14 protein-coding genes are annotated in these 15100 nt (G+C 73.8%); 9 read left to right on the forward strand and 5 right to left on the reverse strand.

What is annotated here, in order from left to right; translation table 11 throughout:
* Positions 1-341: 341 nt before the first annotated feature.
* Both AC07A6_RS31170 and AC07A6_RS31175 read right to left on the reverse strand, forming a co-directional pair.
* On the reverse strand, positions 342-2570 hold the full coding sequence (locus AC07A6_RS31170; RefSeq protein ID WP_478779367.1) for an acetate--CoA ligase family protein: 2229 nt from the start codon (positions 2568-2570) through the stop codon (positions 342-344).
* Between the two features lie 227 nt (positions 2571-2797).
* Complete coding sequence (locus AC07A6_RS31175; protein ID WP_362468898.1) at positions 2798-3949, reverse strand: flavin-containing monooxygenase; 1152 nt, start codon at positions 3947-3949, stop codon at positions 2798-2800.
* Between the two features lie 210 nt (positions 3950-4159).
* Here AC07A6_RS31175 and AC07A6_RS31180 point away from each other — a divergent pair, with 210 nt between their 5' ends.
* The 3 genes from AC07A6_RS31180 to AC07A6_RS31190 all read left to right on the forward strand — a co-directional run bounded on the left by AC07A6_RS31180 (position 4160) and on the right by AC07A6_RS31190 (position 5897).
* On the forward strand, positions 4160-4930 hold the full coding sequence (locus AC07A6_RS31180; protein WP_478779368.1) for a maleate cis-trans isomerase family protein: 771 nt from the start codon (positions 4160-4162) through the stop codon (positions 4928-4930).
* 98 nt (positions 4931-5028) lie between these two features.
* Positions 5029-5481 (forward strand): DoxX family membrane protein, encoded by a 453-nt coding sequence (locus AC07A6_RS31185; protein WP_386275260.1) that lies wholly within the window; start codon positions 5029-5031, stop codon positions 5479-5481.
* Positions 5478-5897, forward strand: coding sequence for a Zn-ribbon domain-containing OB-fold protein (locus AC07A6_RS31190; RefSeq protein WP_478779369.1), 420 nt, complete (start codon positions 5478-5480; stop codon positions 5895-5897). The genes AC07A6_RS31185 and AC07A6_RS31190 overlap by 4 nt, the downstream gene beginning before the upstream one ends.
* Before the next feature lie 85 nt (positions 5898-5982).
* Here AC07A6_RS31190 and AC07A6_RS31195 read toward each other — a convergent pair whose 3' ends face one another.
* The 3 genes from AC07A6_RS31195 to AC07A6_RS31205 form a co-directional block, all read right to left on the reverse strand.
* Entirely contained in the window at positions 5983-7023 is a 1041-nt protein-coding gene (locus AC07A6_RS31195; protein WP_478779370.1) for an AraC-like ligand-binding domain-containing protein, read from the reverse strand.
* A gap of 65 nt (positions 7024-7088) precedes the next feature.
* Entirely contained in the window at positions 7089-7766 is a 678-nt protein-coding gene (locus tag AC07A6_RS31200) for a pyridoxine/pyridoxamine 5'-phosphate oxidase (RefSeq protein ID WP_478779371.1), read from the reverse strand.
* A gap of 105 nt (positions 7767-7871) precedes the next feature.
* Positions 7872-8882: a LuxR C-terminal-related transcriptional regulator gene (locus AC07A6_RS31205; RefSeq protein WP_362468877.1), complete on the reverse strand. Its 1011-nt coding sequence runs from the start codon at positions 8880-8882 to the stop codon at positions 7872-7874.
* Positions 8883-9129: 247 nt separating this feature from the next.
* On the opposite strand from AC07A6_RS31205, the gene AC07A6_RS31210 reads away from it, so the two are divergent.
* The 6 genes from AC07A6_RS31210 to mpaC all read left to right on the forward strand — a co-directional run bounded on the left by AC07A6_RS31210 (position 9130) and on the right by mpaC (position 14884).
* Positions 9130-9384, forward strand: a complete 255-nt coding sequence (locus AC07A6_RS31210; RefSeq protein ID WP_362468875.1) for a hypothetical protein — start codon at positions 9130-9132, stop codon at positions 9382-9384.
* Between the two features lie 59 nt (positions 9385-9443).
* A complete protein-coding gene (locus AC07A6_RS31215) occupies positions 9444-10403 on the forward strand; it encodes an LLM class flavin-dependent oxidoreductase (RefSeq protein ID WP_478779372.1) in 960 nt (319 codons plus the stop codon).
* A 107-nt stretch (positions 10404-10510) separates the two neighbouring features.
* A complete protein-coding gene (gene mpaB / locus AC07A6_RS31220) occupies positions 10511-11530 on the forward strand; it encodes a daptide biosynthesis RiPP recognition protein (protein ID WP_478779373.1) in 1020 nt (339 codons plus the stop codon).
* A 5-nt stretch (positions 11531-11535) separates the two neighbouring features.
* A complete protein-coding gene (gene mpaM / locus AC07A6_RS31225; RefSeq protein ID WP_362468869.1) occupies positions 11536-12402 on the forward strand; it encodes a daptide-type RiPP biosynthesis methyltransferase in 867 nt (288 codons plus the stop codon).
* A complete protein-coding gene (gene mpaD, locus AC07A6_RS31230; protein ID WP_478779374.1) occupies positions 12399-13703 on the forward strand; it encodes a daptide-type RiPP biosynthesis aminotransferase in 1305 nt (434 codons plus the stop codon). Before mpaM ends, mpaD begins: the two co-directional genes overlap by 4 nt.
* Positions 13700-14884: a daptide-type RiPP biosynthesis dehydogenase gene (gene mpaC / locus AC07A6_RS31235; protein ID WP_478779375.1), complete on the forward strand. Its 1185-nt coding sequence runs from the start codon at positions 13700-13702 to the stop codon at positions 14882-14884. Before mpaD ends, mpaC begins: the two co-directional genes overlap by 4 nt.
* Positions 14885-15100: the final 216 nt, after the last annotated feature.

Consider the following 15100-nt stretch of genomic DNA (forward strand, 5'->3'; position numbering starts at 1 on the left):
AAACCTCTGGCGGGTCTCTCCATCCCTCCACCGGCGTTTGAGGCGACGGGCGCGCAGCGCACGGAACGGGTCCGGGCGGAGCCCGGGGAACGGTGGAAGGGTGGGTAGGGGACCTCGCCCCGCGCAGCGGCACACCCACCCGCAGACGACCCACCGGCCCCAGCCCGGCGCACCGGCTTCGCCCCGGGCCAGACGGCCCCAGCCCGGCGCACCGGCTTCGCCCCGGGCCAGACGGCCCCAGCCCGGCGCACCGGCCCCGCCCCGCACCCGACGGCCGGAGGCCGGCGCAGCGGCGCGAAGCCGGGGAGGCCGCCCGCGGCCGAGCCGCGCGAGCGGGGCAATCAAAGACAGACGGCCAGCGCGTCCAGCGCCACCGCCCCCTGCCCCCGGGGCAGGACCATCAGGGGGTTGATGTCCAGCTCGGAGAGATCGTCGCCCAGTTCCAGCGCCATCCGCTGGACCCGCAGGACGACCTCCACCAGCGCGTCCACGTCCGCCGGCGGTGCGCCCCGTACGCCTTCCAGCAGTGCGTGCCCCCGCAGTTCGCGGAGCATCGTGCGGGCCTGGTCCTCCCCGAAGGGGGGTACGCGGACCGCCGCGTCGCGCAGGACCTCCACCAGGACGCCGCCGAGGCCGACGGTGACGGTGGGGCCGAAGAGGGGGTCCTGGGTGACGCCGACGACCATCTCGACGCCGCGTTCGATCATCTGGCAGACCAGGATCCCGTCCAGCGGGACGTTCTCGTAGCGGGCGATGTCCGTCAGGTCGCGGTACGCGTCGCGGATCTGGCTGGCCGAGGTGAGGCCGACCTTGACCAGGCCGAGTTCCGTCTTGTGGGCCAGCTGCGGCCCCGAGGCCTTCATGACGACCGGGTAGCCGACCAGCCCCGCCGCGCGGACCGCCGCCGCCGCGCTGGTGACGAGCTGCTCGCGCGGGACGCGGATGCCGTACGCGCGCAGCAGCTGCTTGGCGGCGTGTTCGCTGAGCTGCTGGCCGGGCCGCATCAGGGCCTGGGCCTTGCGGTGGGAGGGGGAGGGGGTGCGGGGGGCGTCGGCGAAGGGGGAGCGGTAGGCGGCCGTGAAGCGGTGGTGTTCGAGGTAGGCGCGGACGGCGGTGATGCAGTTGCCGAAGGTGCGGAAGGTGGCGACGCGGGAGGAGCCGAGCAGGGTGGTGCGGTAGGCCTCCTCGGTGCCGACGGGGGAGCCCCAGATGACGCACACCAGCTTGTCGGTGGCTTCGGCGGCGTCGACCAGGTCCTGCGCGAGCTTGTCGCTCATCGGGGGGAAGGGGCCGGTGATCGGACAGATCAGGACGCCTACGGAGGGGTCGGCGAGGATCGCGTCGATGATCTTGCGGCCGCGCCAGTCGCCGACCGGGTGGCCGCCGTTGTCGACGGGGTTGGCGACGTTGAGGTAGGAGGGGATCCACTGGTGGAGCTCGGCCTGTTTGGCGTCCGAGAGGGTGGGGAGGGTCAGCCCGGCCTCGGTGGCCAGGTCGGAGAAGTGGGCGCCGGTGCCGCCGGATATGGAGTAGACGACGACCCCGTCGGCCCGCGGCGGGCGGGCCCGGGCCAGGAGGGCGGCGGTGTCCTGGAGCTCGTCCAGCCCGTCGACCCGGATGACCCCGAACTGCCGCATGGCGGCATCCACGACGGTGTCGGCCCCGGTGAGTTTGCCGGTGTGCGAGGCGGCCATGCGGGCGCCGGTCTCGGTGCGGCCGACCTTGACGGCGACGACGGGGACCTTGTTGCGGGCGGCGCGGTCGGCGGCGAGGAGGAAGGCGCGGCCGTCCTTGAGGCCTTCGACGTAGCAGGCGATGGCCCCGACCTCGGGCCGTTCGGCGAAGTAGGAGATGAAGTCGGAGGTCTCCAGGTCGGCCTCGTTGCCGGTCGGCGCCCAGTGGGAGAGGCGGATGCCCAGCTCCTGGAGGGTGTAGACGGGCCGGCCCTGGTGCCCGGACTGGGTGATGAGGGCGATGGCGGGGCCGTCGAGGTCCTCGCGGAACTCCTCGAAGGCGTTGAGGTTGGTGTTCGGGCCGAGCAGCCGCAGCCCGGAGCGGCGTACGGCGGCGGCCAGGCGGGCCTGGGCGGCGGCGCCCGCGTCGCCGGTCTCGGCGAAGCCGGAGGCGAAGGCGACGGCGAACTTGACCTTGGTGTCGGCCAGTTCCTCGATGACGGGGATCGGGTCCGCGACCAGGAGCACCGCGAGGTCGACCTGTTCGGGCAGCTCGGCGACGGTGGCGTGGCAGGGCAGTCCGAAGACGGCGGTGCGGGTCGGGTGCACGGGGTGGACGCGGGCGCCGACGCGTTCGGCCCAGGCGATGAGCTGCCGGGTGATGCCGGTGTTGGGCCTGCCCTCGGCGTCGGAGGCGCCGATGACCGCCACGGACTCGGGCCGGAAGAACCGGTCCAGGTCGGGCACGTCGGAGTGCAGGGGCCGTCCGCTGACGTCCAGGGCGTCCGAGTCCTCGGGTGTCGCCGTGGAGTGGACGGCCGTCCTGGGGGTCTCCCCGCAGGCCTCGACGCGTGCGCGGAAGTCGGTGGTGAGGGTGCCGTGAGTAGATCCAAGCATCGCTTCGCCCGCCCTGCTCGAAGAGTCCATAGCTGACGCGTAGTCAGATTACTGAACTGACGCGCCGTCAGGAACAGGGATGCGCAGGAAAGGTGGTGGAGGTGGTGTGCTTGAACGGTGGCAGAGGTGCTCGCTCCGGTACAGAGGGGATTTCGGCCCTCCGGGCCGCCCGTGCCTCCGGGCCGCCCGGGCCGCCCGTGCCCCCGGGCCACCCGGGGCGCGGCCGCCTAACCGCGCGCGAGTGCCTTCGCTATGCGCACGGCGTCCAAGGACAGTTCGCGGAGCATCCCGCTGATCGGGTTCGTGTACCCGGTGAAGTGCAGCCCCGGCGCGTTGCGCGGGGCGCGGGGGCCGTGCGCGATGGGCCGGCCGCGCTCGTCCAGTACGTCCAGGTGGCCCACCAGCCCCTCCAGCCCGCGCCGGTACCCCGTTGCCGCCACCACCGCGTCCGGGGTGATCCGCGTACCGTCGGCCAGCACCACCGCGTCGCCGTCGAAGCCGGTCACGGCGGCCACCGGTTCCACCCGGCCCCCGCGCACGGCCCTGATCAGGCCGACGTCCTGCACCGGCACCGCCCCCTCCAGGACCCTGCTGTACAGGCCCGAGGCCGGGCGCGGCAGACCGTACGCCGACAGGTCGGGGACGGCCTTGGCGGCGTACGCCCCCAGCCGGTCCACGAGCCGCACCGGCAGCCTGCGGACCAGGATCCCCGTGCGCTGCGCCGGCCAGCCCAGGGTGGAGCGGCGTACGAGGTGCGGAACGGTGCGCACGGCGAGCCGCACCCGCGCGGCACCGCCCTCCGCGAGGTCGGCGGCTATCTCCGCGCCGGTGTTGCCGACGCCGACGACGAGCACGTCCTGCCCGGCGTACGGGGCCGGGTTCCGGTAGTCGCGGGCGTGCAGCAGCCGCCCGGTGTACCCCTCGCGGCCCGGCCAGTCGGGCAGCGCCGGGGTGTGGTTGTAGCCCGTCGCCACCACCACCGCGCGGGCGGCGAGGAGCCGCCCGCCCGAGGCGTGCAGGGTCCAGCCCTCCCCGTCGGCGGCGCGCTCGATCCGGGTCACCTCGACCCCGGTCACCAGCTCCAGCTCGTGGAACTCGGCGTACTTCTCCAGGTACCGGACCACGTCGGCCCGCGCGACCCAGCGTCCGAAACGGCGCGGGATCGCCAGCCCGGGCAGGCCCGACAGCCGCCGGGTGGTGTGCAGCCGCAGCCGGTCGTAGTGGCCGCGCCACGAGGCGCCGACCGCTCCGCTCCGCTCGACGACCACCGCGCGCACCCCGCGGGCGCGCAGCGCGGCGGCGACGGCGAGCCCGCCGGGGCCGGCGCCGATCACGTACACGGGGCGGGGCTCGGTGGAGGTCAGGTCGGGCTCGGGCATGGCCAGTGAGCGTATCGACACACGGCGTTGATGGGTCTCGGACGAGGAGGGAATCGATTGCGGATCGATCACGGGCGGCGGACCGCACCGGCGCGGCCCGCCGCCCGCGCGGTGCGAGTGGTGCCAAAGTGGGACATCCGGCCCCGATATCCGGCCCCGATATCCGGCCCCGGTGTCCGGTGTCCGGTCCCCGAGAGGAGCGCGTGCGCGATGTGGCAGCCCGACGGGTGGGACGTGCGCGTCCGCCTCGGAGTCCTCACCCCCCACGCCGACGTCGGCCCCGAGTCGGAGCTGCGCGCGATGGCCCCGGCGGACGTGGGCCTGCACGCCGCCCGGGTGCCGTTCGCCGCGATGGGCCCCGGCGGCGCGATGGGCCTGACCGTGCCGCTCGCCCCCGTCCGGGCCTTCGCCGAGCCGCCGCACGTGGACGACGCGGCCGAGCTGCTGGCCGCCGCGCCGGTGGCGGCGATCGCGTACGCCTTCACCAGCTCCGCGTACGTGATCGGCGCGCGAGGGGAGGCGTACATGCTGGAGCGGCTGACCGAGCGGGCCGGCGGCCTGCCCGTGGTCGCCACCTGCGCCGCCGTCGTCGGGGCGCTGCGCGCGCTCGGGGTCGAGCGGTTCGCGCTGGTCGATCCGCCGTGGTTCGACGCCACCCTGAGCGACCTGGGGCGGGGCTACTACGAGGAGGCCGGGTTCGAGGTCCCGTACGCGGCCCCGTGCGGGCTGCCCAGCGGGCAGGCGCTGATCCGGCCGGACGCCCTGTACGGCTGGGTGCTGGAGCAGGTCCCCGACGCGGCGCAGGCGGTGGTCGTCGGCGGCAACGGCTTCCGGGCGGTCGGGGTGATCGAGGCCCTGGAGGCTGAGCTGGAGCGGCCGGTGCTGACCGCGAACCAGGTTCTGCTGTGGGCCGCCCTGCGCGCGGCGGGCGAGCCGGTGGACGGGGTCACGGGCTACGGGCGGCTCTTCTCGGTCCCCTGAGCCCGTGCCCGGACCCTTCGCGTCCGGCCCCTTGCGGGATCGGTCCCGATCCGCTGAACTGACGTACCGTCAGATCGAGTGGGTGGAGGGGGCGAACCGTGCAGACCATCTGGCTCACCGGCGCCGAATGGCTCGCCGTGCTGCGGATAGGCCTCGGCCTGTGGTGGCTGGAGAGCTGGCGGCACAAGGACAAGAAGGGCTGGTTCGAACGCGGCACCGGCATCGCCTGGGCCGCCGACGTCGCCGGCAAACACCGCTGGGGCTTCGTCAAGGGCGGCTTCGAGAAGGTCGTCCAGCCCCGCCCGCGACTGATGGCGTACGTCGTCGTCTACGCCGAACTCGCCCTGGGCCTCGGCCTCGTGCTCGGCTTCCTGACCCCCGTCGCCCTCATCGGCGGCCTGCTCCTCAACCTGCTCTACCTGGTCCTGATGATCCACGACTGGGCCGAACAGGGCCAGAACTCGATGATGGCCCTCATCTCGGCGGTCGCCCTGCTCGCGATGTCCTGGCAGACCTGGTCCCTCGACGCGACGATCGGACTCTTCCTGTGAGCGCCGCACGGTACGACCTCCCCGAGACGGACGAGTTCACCCGCCCCTACTGGGACGCCGCGGCCGGAGGACGCCTCCTGCTGCGCCGCTGCGCCGACTGCGGGCGCGCCCACCACTACCCGCGCGAGTTCTGCCCCTCCTGCTGGGCCGGCGAGGACCGCGTCACCTGGGAGGAGGCGAGCGGCCGAGCCACCCTCTACACCTGGTCCGTCGTGCACCGCAACGACCTCCCGCCCTTCGGCACCCGCGTCCCCTACGCGGCGGCCGTCGTCGACCTCGCGGAAGGTCCCCGGATGATGACCGAGGTCGTCGACTGCCCGTACGAGGACCTCCGCATCGGCATGCCCCTGCGCGCCGCCTTCCGCGAGGCGGCGGAGGGGGTGTGGGTGCCGGTCTTCCGGCCGGAGGAGGACTGAACGGGAACGGTGAGAACTCAGGGCAGCGCTCGCCGAGCGATGAGGAGCCGCCGGACCCCTGATTCGGGCAGGGGCCCGGCCGCCGTCATGCGGAGGTGAATCTAGGCGCGGGCGGAGCGTGGTGGTGTTCGTGGCGTGCCGGGTTCCTGTGCTCTGTGTGCTGCGGGGCGCCGAAGGAGGACGCGCGGTGCTCGGTCGGCGTGATTCCGTAGGCCTCGCGGAACGCCCGGCTGAAGCCGGTGGCGCTGGCGAAACCCCAGCGGGCCGCGATCGCCTGGACGGGGTGGCCGCTGAACTCCCGGCGCGCGAGGTCGGTGCGGGCGCGCTCCAGGCGGCTCCGGCGGATGTACGCCGCGACGGTCAGGGGCTGGTCGCCGAAGAGGGCGTGGAGGCGCCGCAGCGAGATGTTGTGCCGGTCCGCGATCGCCTGGGGGGTCAGGTCCGGGTCGCCGAGGTTGTTCTCGACGAAGCGGTGGATCTGCTGGAGGGTCTCCCGCGCACGGGCCTCGGCCGGCGTCGCGCCGGGCTCCCCGAGCTGTCTCGCGAGGAACGCGGTGGCCAGGTCGAGGGTGACGGCCCCCAGCCCGCGGAGCTCCTCCGGGCGGCAGTGCGGGGCCTGTGCCAGCAGCGAGCTCATGAAGTCGGCGAGGACCGCTCCCGACCCGGCGCCCGCGGGCAGGTTGCGTGCGAGGAGGCCGTCCAGGCGGTCCGAGCCGAGCGCCAGCGCCTGGCGGGGGATCTGCACGACCACCGACGCCAGCGTCTCGTCCGCGCACACCGCCTCGCTGGGCCGTGAGGTGTCCGTGAGCACGAGTCCCCCCGAGACCACCGATTCGTTGCCCCGCTGGGAGATCCGGACGGCGCCCCGGGTGAGGAGCGCCAGCTGCAGGTGCTCGGGATCGCCCCGCCGGACATGGGTCATGGTGCGGCGCGAGCCCACCGGTGAGCAGGTCACGGCGGACAGGCGCACCACGCCGAGGTCCAGCTCCGTGATGGCGGCCCGGAAGTCGGCCGCGTGCCGGCTGCTCAGCAGGACGGGCATCACATGGTTCGAGATGGTCTCGCAGAACCAGTCGAACCTGTCCTCGCGCGCCCCGACGACGTCCGACGCGACCAGCGTTGCCATGCGATCCCCTCACCTCGATCCGACAGGAGCCCCGCCCGGGGCGCGTCCGCCCCGGGACACCCGGCTCAGGGCCAGAGCAGCTCCCGCACCCAGCCGCTGCCGCCGTCCGCCCGGCGGTAGCGGAGGCGGACGTGCCGGCGGGCGGCGTCGCCCTGGAAGAACTCCGCCTCGGCGGGCTCCAGTACGTACCGGGTCCAGGTCGGGGCGGGCGCGTCCGGCTCGGCCCCCGCCCGCTCCCACGCCGCCGCCGAGGCCCGCGCCAGCTCCTCGGCGGAGCCCAGCACCTCGCTCTGCCGGCCGGTCAGCGCGGCCGCCAGCGCCCCGCGCGAGCGCACCGCCAGGTCCGCCCGGCTCTCCTCGGGCCCGCAGGCCACGACCCGGCCCCGGATCCGCACCTGCCGCGCCACCGCCGGCCAGTAGAAGACCAGCGCCGCGTCCGCCCGGCCCGCCAGCTGGCGGCCCTTGGCGCTCGTGGAGTGCGAGGCGAAGTGCCAGCCCCGCTCGTCGGCGTCGTGCAGCATCAGCACGCGCGCGTCGGGCCGCCCGTCGGCGTCCGCCGTGGCCAGGGTCATCGTGTGCGGCTCCGGCTGCCCCGCCCGGGCGGCGTGCAGGAACCACTCCCGGAAGAGGCCGACCGGCTCGCCGGGGGCCCCGGCCGGGTCGAAGCCGGGGAGCGGGACGTCCCATACCCGCAGGGAGTGCAGTACCTCGTGGAACTTACTGCTGCTGCCTTCGCTCGTCATGCCGCCCAGGCTAGGAGGTGCCCCGGCCGGGCGGCCGCCCTGTCCAGGACGTGGGCCGGACGGGGCGGCCGTACGCGGGCCGTACGCGGGCCGCACGCGGGCGCCTCAGATCCAGCCGTGGTCGCGGGCCAGCAGGGCCGCCTGGAAGCGGTTCGTCGCCCCCAGACGCTGCATCAGGTCCGCCACGTACTTGCGGTACGTCCGGACCGACACGCCGACCTCGCGGGCCCCCGTCTCGTCCTTCTCCGCCTGGTACATGGTGGCCAGCACCTTGCGCTCGATCTCGCTCAGCCCGCCCTCCGGGCCCTGCCGGGCCGCGACCGCCTCCGCCAGCGGCACCGAGTCCGACCACATCCGCTCGAACAGCGACACCAGGTTGGCGACGAGCCCCGTCTCGCGGATCACCAGGGCCCCCAGCCGCGGGTTCTGCGGGTCGATCGGGGTGAGCGCCGCCGCCCGGTCGAAGACCAGCATCCGCTCCAGCGGCTTGTCCGAGATCCGGATGTCCGCCCCCATCGCCGAGATCTCCTGGAGGTAGGCCAGCGTCGGCGCGTCCTCCACCGCCGCCGGGCGCATGATCGTGCGCATCCTGATGCCCCGCCGCAGGATCCGGGCGTCCAGCGGCCGGGACGCCTCGATGCTGGCCGCGCTCAGCGCGCCGTGCGGCTGTGTGGTCAGCCCCTCCTCGCGGGTGAAGAAGGTCAGTTCGTCGATCACCGCCCGGACGTTGGGCGTTCCCTCCACCCGCTCGATGGCCGGCCGTTCCGACGCCTCGCGCACGGCCGGGCGTACCGCGTCCCGCTCCGCCAGCAGCGATTCCACCACCCGCTGCTCGGCGGTCACCCGACGCAGTTCCTCCTGGAGCTCCCGCAGCCGCAGGTCGATCAGCCGCTGCACGGCGATCGCGGGCGGGGCCGGCCGGATGCTGCCGTTGTCGGCCAGGGAGGTCAGCTCCATCGACTCCAGCCGCGCCAGCCACTCCTCCACCTCGTCCACCGGTGCCCCGAGGTGCTCGGCCAGTACGGGGGGCGTGCCCTCCGTGAGGCGGAGCAGGCATCTGTACAGGTCTTCGTCCTCGGCTGACATCCCCAAGTGGATGAGGCTTCCGGCGCGCATGGTTCCCCCTTGTGATGGTGCCCCGTGTGGTCAGCACGGTGGGCTGATCATACGAACGCGGACACCGGCTGACCATGGGTAACGGAAGCGTTCCCACCGGTCTTGGTTCCCGCATCCGCGCAGCTCGTCGTGCAACTTGCTGCACGCACCGACGCAGGAAGCTGCGTCCGGAATCGCTCGAACGCGACGCGTCCGTTCGGCAATGTTCTCCGTGTCGGAACAACGACGATCCACACAGGGGGAAACGATGAAGAAGAACCAGCTCGGCGGACGCACCCGAATCGCCTCGCTCGTCGCGGGATTCGCGATCGCGGCCGGACTGACCTTCTCCGGGCCTTTCATCCACCCGCCGGCCCAGGACCAGCTCACCGCGTCCGGTCGGGCGGCCGACAAGGCCCACTGCTTCCTCTCCGTCGTCGAAGCCGACGAGATCGACTTCAAGAAGTGCGGGACCAAGCCGAAGCTCCCCGTCGACCGGCGCGAAACCTTCGACTGGGTTTAACAGCAGGACACACCACAGCCACGGAACAGCAGACGAGGAAGGAAAAAGGGAGCTACACCATGACCACCCACTCGGTACTCATACCGTTCCTGCCGACCCGGCCCGAACAGATCCTCCCCTACGCCGGCCTCGTCCACTGGACCCAGGCGCACCGGCTCTGGCAGGGACAGTCCCTGATGGTCGAACCCCACCAAGGGTTCGTCCACGCCGCGGGATCCGGCTTCCGGGTCCCCACCGGCCTGGGCGTCACGCTCATGCCGCTGCGCCACCCCTACGAGGCCGCCCTCCAGGCCCGCTCGCTGGCCCTGGCCACCGGGCAGCCGGTCACCGCCGGCTTCGGACCCGGGGCACCCTCCCTCCAGCAGGCCCTGCGCGGGGCCCCGTACCGCAGTCCCCTGACCGCGGCCCGCGAGTACCTGACCGCCGTGCGCGGCCTGCTGGCCGGGGAACACGTGCGGATCGACGGCGACTACGTCACCTGCGACGCACAGCTCGCGCCCTTCCCCTCCGCCCCGGTGGAGATCGGCCTCGGCGTGCTGAGGCCCGCCATGGCCCGGCTCGCCGGAGAGGTCGCCGACGTGGCGATCACCTGGCTGACCCCGGCCGCCTACCTGCGGGACACCGTCCTGCCGGCGCTGCGCGAGGGCGCGGCGAAGGCAGGCCGGCCGGTGCCCCGGCTCACGGCGATGGTGCCGCTGGCGCTCGCCAGGAAGGACCGCACGGCCGGCGAGATCGCCCTGGCCAGCAACTCCGCACACCTGGGACTCCCGCACTACGTCGACATGCTGCGCAAGTCCGGGATCGGCATCACCGGCACGGACCGGGAGCTGGACGCGCGCGCCCTCGTCGAAGGGCGCGGATTCCTCAGCGGCGACATCACGGAACTCGTCGCACAGCTGAAGGAGTACGAGGAAGCGGGCGTCGACGAAGTCGTCCTGAACGTCACCGGCGTGGCCAATTGCTACGGCCCGCAGGCGGCCTCCGAAGAACTCAGGACGATTCTGTCCGCCCTGGCCTGACCCCGGAACGTCCGGGTCCGGCCGCAGCACGGCCGGGCCCCGGTCCGGCGTGCCCATCGACCACCGAACCACCTCGAAATCACTGCGCATTCCTTGAAGGGGGAGTCATGGCGGGAATCAAACGGCATCTGATGCTCTGGGGTACCGGAAAGCCGGGGGCGGAGCTTTCCGCGACGGGCTCCGCGACGGTCGTCCTGGAGAATCCGGACCACCTTTCCACGTTGCTCGGCTCCGACCTCGTAGGACCGCACTCGGTGGTGTTCGCCCCCGGCCACACCCCGGACGCGGGAATTCCGGACGGCCCCGTCGTCGCCGGCTACGAGGGTTCGCTGAGCGAACCCGGCCTGGAATGCTCCCTCGGCACGGACTTCTACCTCCAGATCCAGAACTACGGCGTCAGCGCCTACATGTCCGTGGTCGGCCCGACGCTGATCCGCGTGGCCGACGACATGGACCGCGACGCCTACCTCGCCGACGCCGACCAGGCCCGGCAGGAGGGCACCTTCCCCGACTTCCTCACCAACCCCGTCATCCAGCTCGCCGACCTCCCCGCCCTCGGCGCGGGCCCGGCCGGCGACGGCCCCCGCTGCCGCCTCTACGCCGACCAGGACGGCGTCCTGTCCACCACCCCGGGCGGCGCCCGGCTCGGCGTCCTCGGCGAGGACACCCTGGAGCAGCTCGACACCCGCTGGCTCCTCGACGCCGTCGCCGACGGCGGACCGGCCGCGGAACGCCCCTGGCTGGGCCGCTACCTCGCCGCCGTCTCCGCCGTCCGCGACCTGCGGGCCCGCGGCCTGGTCGCCGACGTACGGGTCTCCGGGTTCGGCGGCCGGCTGAACGCCGCCGCGGCCTCCGTCCCCGCCGACGCCGCCGCGGACACCGCCGACGCGCTGCTGCCGCTGCTCCTGTGGTCGGGCGAGGACGCCTTCGTCCACGACCCGGCGAGCGGGCGCACCTTCGGCCTCGACCCGGTCGCCGCCGGCCTCGCCGAGGTGCTGCTCGTCGCCGGTTCGGTGGAGGCGGGCGCCTCCTACGCCGACCGGGCGGGCCTGGAGCAGGTCGCCGCCTACTTCGAGGACGCCGGGGTCACCCTGCGGTCCGCCGAACTCGTGACGGCGGGGCACTGACCGCCATGACGACGATGACGACGACGATGACGACCACCAAGCCGATGTCCGACGCGGGCCACCGCGTCCCCACCCCCGCCGACGTCCCCGGACGCGCCGGCGAACTCCTCGCCTCCCTCGGCGACCGGGCCGTCCTCTGCGACCTGTACGACGCCGTCGGCGCGACCGTCTACCACGACCTCGCCGGCACCGGCACCCACGAGGTGCGCGAGCTGCTCGCCCTGGTCCGCCGCATCCCCGGCGACGTCCTCGACCTGGCCGCCGGCTCCGGACGCCTCACCCTGCCCCTGCTCGCCCTGGGCCGGCAGGTCACCGCCCTCGAACTCTCCTCCTACATGCTGGAGCTGCTCGACCAGCGGCTCGCCGCCGCCCCGCCCGCCCTGCGCGCACGCTGCCTGCCCGTCCGGGCCGACATGAGCGCCTTCGACCTCGGCCGCCGCTTCGGCGCGATCGTGCTGGGCACCACCACGATCTCCCTGCTCGACGCCGAAGGCCGCACCGGCCTCTACCGGGCCGTCCGCGAACACCTGGAACCCGGCGGCCGGTTCCTGCTCTCGACGGTCGACATGGCCGCCACCGGTGAGGGATCCGCCGAGGTCGACATGGAGATCGTGACCGACAGCGGCCGCGCCTACCGCCTCTTCGAGCACTGGACGCCCGACTCCGGCAGCCGCACCGTCACCCTCTTCCCCGCCGACCTCGGCGACGAAGGCCCCGTACAGGTGTGCACCACCACCATCGGCGTCCTGCCCGCCGAACTCCTGGAGGCCGAACTGGCCGCCGCCGGGTTCTCGGTCCTCTCCCGCCACCCGCTGCCCGCCGTCGGCGAGCGCCACCACGACGTACTCCTCGAAACGGAGGTGACCCGGTGAACGACACCACGACCACGCCCCCCGGCCACCACCCGCTGTGGCCCTCCCTGACCGCACCCCAGGACCAGGGCCGCGACGACACCTGCGCGGTCTCCGCCCACGGCGTACGGGTCCGCTTCGCCGACGGCCGCGAACTCCTCGACGGCTCCAGCGGCCTGTGGAACACCAACATCGGCTACGGCAACGAGGCCATCGCCGCAGCCGCCGCCGAAGCCCTCCGCGAAGCCTCGTACCTCTCCGTCTTCCGCTACGAGAACACCTACGCCCGCCGCGCCGCCGAGGCCCTCGTCGAAGCGGCCGGCCCCGCCCACTACGGCCGGGTGCTGTTCTCCACCTCCGGCGGCGCCGCCAACGACCTCGTCATGAAGGTCGCCCGGCACTACCACGCCCTGCGCGACGAACCGCGCCGCAAGGTCGTCGTCGGCCTGCGCGGCAGCTACCACGGCCTCACCTTCGGCAGCTTCGCCCTCACCGGCGACGACCTCGGCCAGCAGCTGTACGGCGTCGACCAGCGGTTCGTCCGCCACGTCGCCCCCAACGACCCCGCCGAACTGAACGCGCTCATGGCCCGCCAGGGCGCCCAGATCGCCGCCGTCGTCGTCGAACCCGTCCTCGGCAGCGGAGCCGTACCCCTCACCGAGGAGTACCTCACCGAACTGCTCCGGCTGCGCGGCGAACACGGCTTCCTGCTGGTCGCCGACGAGGTCGCCACCGGCTTCGGCCGCACCGGCAGCCTCTTCGCCTCCCAGCAGTGGGCCGAACAGCCCGACCTGCTCGTCTCCTCCAAGGGACTCACCAACGGCACCAGCGCCGCCGCCGTCGTCATCGCCTCCCGCCAGGTGGCGCAGGCCTTCACCGACGCCGGCGCCATGCTCACCCACGGCGAGACCCAGGCCGGCACCCCCGTCACCTGCGCCACCATCACCGCCACCCTCGACGAGATGCGCCGCCTCGACGCCGTCGCCCTCGGCCGGCGCCTGGCCGAGCGCCTCGACACCGAACTCGACGCCCTCGTCGCCGGCCACCCCCGGGTCGCCGCCACCACCGGCCTCGGCTGCTTCCGCTCCGTCCGGCTGTGCGACCCGGACGGCACCCCCTTCCCGCAGGACCAGGTCCACGCCCTCGTCCGCGCCATCCGCGACGCCGGCGCCATCGTCCACCCCGGGGTCAACGGCATCCAGCTGTTCCCCGCCCTCACCTGCACCGACGCCGAACTCACCGAACTCCTCGCCGCCGTCACCGCCGGACTCGACCTCCACCTGGCACGCACCGCCGCCCCGGCCGCCGAGGCCCTGGCGTGAGCGCCGGCTGGCACGCCCCGGCACAGCAGCTGATCGGCTGCGACAGCCTGGGCGCCTGGTTCACCGGCCGCCCCGAGCGGCGGATCACCGTCCTTGTGGACCCGGCGGTCGCCGCCGCCCCGGTCACCGACCGCATCCGGACCCTGCTCGCCGGGGACCGGTACGAGACCACGGTGCTGGAGCTGTCCGGCCCCGGCGACCTGGACTCGGTGGCCGGCCTCGCCGGCCGGATCGCGGACGCCGAACTCCTCGTCGGCATCGGCGGCGGCTCCCTCCTCGACCAGGTCAAGCTGGCCGCCCTGATCCGGACCAACCCCGACGCGTACGCCCGCCTCACGGTGCCGCAGCGCAGCGGACTGCTGGTCCTCGGCCACACCACCCGGCACGGACTCCCGCTGGTCGCCGTACCCACCACGGTCGGGACCGGCACCGAGTCCAGCGGCGTCGCCTGCCTCGGCTACCCCGGCCACGGCAAGCGGCTGGTGATGGGCACCGCACTGCGGCCCAGGGCAGCCGTCCTGGACCCGGCCGCCACCGCCACCCTCGACGACGAACTCGTCGCCGAAGGGGTCCTCGAAGCCCTCCACCGCGTGGTCAGCCCGTACGTCGGCGACCACGGGGACCTGCCCACCGAGGACGCGCTGGTGGAGACCATCGCCGAACGGCTGGTGCTGCTGGGACACGAGGTGCGTGACGCGCGCCGCGCCGGCCGCCCCACCGACGACCGGCTGCGGCTGGAGATCGCCAAACTCAGCGGCCTCAGCCACGCCGAATGGGCCCACCTCGGCCGCGACCTGTACGCGGTCAAGGGCTGGCTCATCGCCAACGAACTGTCCTCCGCCCTCGGAGTGCGCAAGATGACCGCGGTCGCGGCGATCCTGCCGCACCTGTGGCGGGCCGTCTCGGCCGGCGAGGCACGGCTCGGCTCCGCCGACCGGCTGCACCGCCTGTGGTCCCGGCTGCGCGCCACCGACCCCGCGGGCCTCCCCGCGGACCCGGCGGCGGGCATCGAAGCCCTCATCGACTCCTGGGGCATCGGCCGCGCCATCGACGCGGGCCCCGACCGGCTCGCCGACATCGCGCACCGCACCGTCCGCGCCTGGGGCGCCGGCCTGCCGATGCTCGGCGGCCTGCGCACCGACGACGTGTACGGCCTGCTGGCCGACGCCGCCGCGGCCTGAAACGGGCCCGGCACCAAGAACTTCCGCACCCGCAGGCACGGCCGCGCGGTGCGGGCGGGAGCACGCCTCCCACAGAGCACATCCCACGCACAGAGCACGCCCTGATCAACCCATACGGAACAGGAGTACCTCTCATGCAGGACAACGCGATCGACACCTTCCCCGCCCTGGAGCTCGGCATGCAGGAGCTGGAGGCCATGGAGGCCCCGGGCTGGT

This window comes from Streptomyces sp. NPDC044002 (assembly GCF_056434525.1).